The organism is Prevotella sp. MGM2 (assembly GCF_002933955.1).
In the GTDB taxonomy this organism is placed as follows: domain Bacteria; phylum Bacteroidota; class Bacteroidia; order Bacteroidales; family Bacteroidaceae; genus Alloprevotella.
Map to the genome: position 1 here is coordinate 1 of NZ_BEWW01000190.1, position 3,203 is coordinate 3,203.

A 3,203-nucleotide genomic window follows, 5' to 3' on the forward strand; every position below is an offset into this window, starting at 1 on the left:
ATAATAGACGTGGCCGTGTTCCCACAGCGGGGAAATGGCCTCTATGCGTTGGAACTTGTCGGGCTTCTTGCGCGTGTCGCCGAAAATCGGGAGCTGATAGCCTCTTTCGTTGCCCTCGCGCACGAACTCGTCAAGGAGAATCTGCTGGAGGAAATTGGCCTCTATGTAGTAGGAGCAAACCGCGCCCGCCGCCACGATCTTCTCGTGGAGGTCATAGAACCAACCCACCATCTCGGCCACGGAGCATTGGCGGACGAAAGCCGCGAGACAGTGCAAATCCGTCCCGGTCTTGCCCCACAGCTTTATGGCCTTGTAGTCGTTGCGGGTGGTGGACTTGAAAGAGGGGTCGCAGTAGCATACGAGATAGTCATACTTGGCGAGACGGAGCGGCCTGCACCAACGTATCCAGTCGTTGCGGAAGATGCTGCCCTCCGTGATGGGGTTGTTCATCTTCTCGCGTTGGAACGAGATGTAACCCATGAACCGCTCCTCGGCTCGTATCTCCTCGATAGTCCACTTAGCACCCCACGAGGGCTTGCCGTTTTTGTCAATGGCATTCACTTTGGAGACCACCACACCGTCGGAAGTCATGAAGTTGGCGAGAACCGAGTTTTTGCCGATAAGGTTTCCGACCATACAGAAACGGCCACGGCCACCGTCGAGAGTGCCGAACAAAGCCTCCTTAACCCACTTTGTGAGCCGCGCCACGCGGTCGGGGTTATTGACAAGTTCGTCGTCGTCGAGGTCATCTATCACAATATAGTCGGGGCGGTACTTTTTGTAACGGAGGCCACGCGGCGACTGGCCGCGACCGCGAGCGAAGAAAGCGCGACCGTCGGCGGTTACGAACTTTCCTGTCTCCCACGACCCTGTAACTTTCTGCACCCCGAAGTCGGATATATAGCGTTGGTTGAACTCGAACTCCGCCTGTATGTCGCCGAGGAGCGTCTCTGCATTGTCCTTGCTCTTGCCGACAAGCACCATGAGGTGCAGTTTTTTGAGGGCTTTGAGATACATGGGAATGCCGACATCGAAATGGACGGACTTCGCGTGGCCTCGCGCCCACTGCGCGGCATACTGAATTGTCGGATGGTCTCGCAGGGTGTGCGCCGCCCTTATCTGAAAGGGAGCGCAGTCGGTATGCTTCCCGGTCTCCTCATCGTCGCAGTAGTGCGCGAGATAGTAAGAGAAGAAGCGGCCATAATCGGCGAGGAGATACGCGATGCGTTTCTCCTTTTGCGCCGGAGTCTCCCGGACAGACACGACGGAGCGCGTCTGCACGGTCTCGCACCATTGCTTCCACTGTTCGATAGCCTCCTTGCGGGTCTGTGCGGTGTTCCGTGCCATGCGTTACAATTTGCTGCCGAGCATTTCGAGGATATACTTGTTCTGATACTTGTTGACAAGTTTTCGGAACTCCGGCGTAATTTCCAAATCTGTCTCCGCCTGATATTCGAGCCAACGGCCAAAAGCCATGAAGCACTCGATGAAATCGACAGCCGAAGCCTCCTTGTCGAGGCGTTCGATAGTTGCCGATAGTTTCACGAGCTGATCCACGACCGTTGCGGATTTGGAAATGTCGAGGTCGCGCAATTCCTCTATCTTGTCCTTGATAGCCGAGAGCAGTTCATTCTGCAGACTTTTGCGGGTGTTAGACATCGCGGCGCGTTTCTCGCCCCAGCAGCCGTCCTTTACCCACTTGCCGACGGTGTTAGCCGACACGCCTACTTTCTCGGCGATGGAGTTTTGCGGCATACCCTGCATGAAAAGAGCCTCAGCGAACTCCTTTTTATCTGTTGAAACCTTGTTTGCCATTCATAATAAAATGATGTTTTCGGGTTGTGTCAATGTTGATTTACGATGCAAAATTGGCACAAACGGGCGGCGCGTGAAAATAGAGTGTAAAAACTTTACACTCTGTTTTGCAGGGCTGTAAACCCTCCCCAACTTTGCACCGTAAAACCACATCGCGGAGTGGAGCAGCCCGGTAGCTCGCGAGGTTCATTCCCTCGAGGTCGCAGGTTCGAATCCTGCCTCCGCCACAACCCCCTTTTGCGACCCGTCGGCGGGGCGGCACAGGGTTTTCACACAGTGAAGTGCCACACAAGCCCCGCCGACATTTTTTCTGACATCATACCTATATATGAAAGAGGCAATCATATCGACCCCGCGCCTCAACAGTTACGGCGCAAGGGTACTGACCGAGGGAATAGACCTCACGCAATACCAAAAGAACCCGGTACTCCTATATATGCACCGACGCGGGCGCAAGGAGGATATGCCGATAGGAATCATGGAGAATGTGCGCGTGGAGGGGGATACGCTCTACGGCACGCCTAAATTCGACGACGACACCGAGGACGAGCGCAACATCTCGAAGAAATGGGAGCGCGGCACGCTGCGTATGCTCTCCGCCGGGCTTGACATCATGGAATGGAGCGAAGACCCCGCGCTTCTCGTGGCCGGGCAGACGCGCCCGACCGTAACCAAAAGCAAACTTATAGAAGTGTCGGTGGTGGATATAGGCGCGAATGACGACGCGCTGCAGGTCGGCCTATACCACGAGGGGAAACTGCTCACCCTCGCCGCCGGGGAGGAAAGCGACCACCTGCCGCTGCTGAACCTCACCGCACACGAAGAAAAGACAGAACAACCCCCAAATAACAACATCAAAAAGAACATGGAAAAGATCCTGACGAAACTCGGCCTCGCGCCCGGTGCCACCGAGGACGAAGCGGTGGCCGCAATCACCAAATTACAGGAAGACAAGGCCGCTATGACCCTCGCCCGCATCACCGACGTGGTAGACACGGCAATCAAGGAAAAACGCCTCACCCCCGACAAGAAAGAGAAATACATCGTGCTGGGCAAGAACGTCGGCCTTGACACCCTCAACACGCTTCTTGCCGACATGCAGCCCGCACAGAAGCCCCTCGACCTCGTGCGTCCCGCCGGAGGCGGCACAGTCCCCTCCGCGACCCTCACATGGGACAAGGCCACCCCCGAACAGCTCGCCGACCTGCGCGACAACAACCGCGAGGAGTATGCCCGGCTCTACAAGGAGTTTTACGGCTTTACCCCCGAATTCTAACCAACAACATCACACAACAAAAGACGAATGAAAAGATTTCTTCTCGCCCTTATGGGCATGATTATCGGAGTGACGCTGACCTCCGCAATGGGCGCGACCCTCGGTGTGGCCG

Annotated in this window: 3 protein-coding genes and 1 tRNA gene; 2 read left to right on the forward strand and 2 right to left on the reverse strand. The window is 55.9% G+C overall.

Translation table 11 applies throughout. The annotated features are described in order from the left end of the window. Both C5S62_RS04595 and C5S62_RS04600 read right to left on the reverse strand, forming a co-directional pair. The coding region (locus C5S62_RS04595; RefSeq protein ID WP_133159499.1) for a hypothetical protein at nt 1-1,017 on the reverse strand (1,017 nt) is incomplete at its 3' end. A gap of 333 nt (nt 1,018-1,350) precedes the next feature. After that, on the reverse strand, nt 1,351-1,815 hold the full coding sequence (locus C5S62_RS04600) for a terminase (RefSeq protein ID WP_104404253.1): 465 nt from the start codon (nt 1,813-1,815) through the stop codon (nt 1,351-1,353). A 153-nt stretch (nt 1,816-1,968) separates the two neighbouring features. Here C5S62_RS04600 and C5S62_RS04605 point away from each other — a divergent pair. Continuing rightward, nucleotides 1,969-2,042 (forward strand) — tRNA-Met (locus C5S62_RS04605). 101 nt (nt 2,043-2,143) lie between these two features. Next, the gene (locus C5S62_RS04610; RefSeq protein WP_104404254.1) at nt 2,144-3,091 is read left to right on the forward strand and encodes an HK97 family phage prohead protease; all 948 of its coding nucleotides are present in this window, start codon (nt 2,144-2,146) and stop codon (nt 3,089-3,091) included. Nucleotides 3,092-3,203: the final 112 nt, after the last annotated feature.

Coding starts and splice junctions, on each gene's coding strand:
- C5S62_RS04600 (WP_104404253.1), bottom strand. CDS start 1,815: ATGGCAAACAAGGTTTCAACAGATAAAAAGGAGTTCGCTGAGGCTCTT.
- C5S62_RS04610 (WP_104404254.1), top strand. CDS start 2,144: ATGAAAGAGGCAATCATATCGACCCCGCGCCTCAACAGTTACGGCGCA.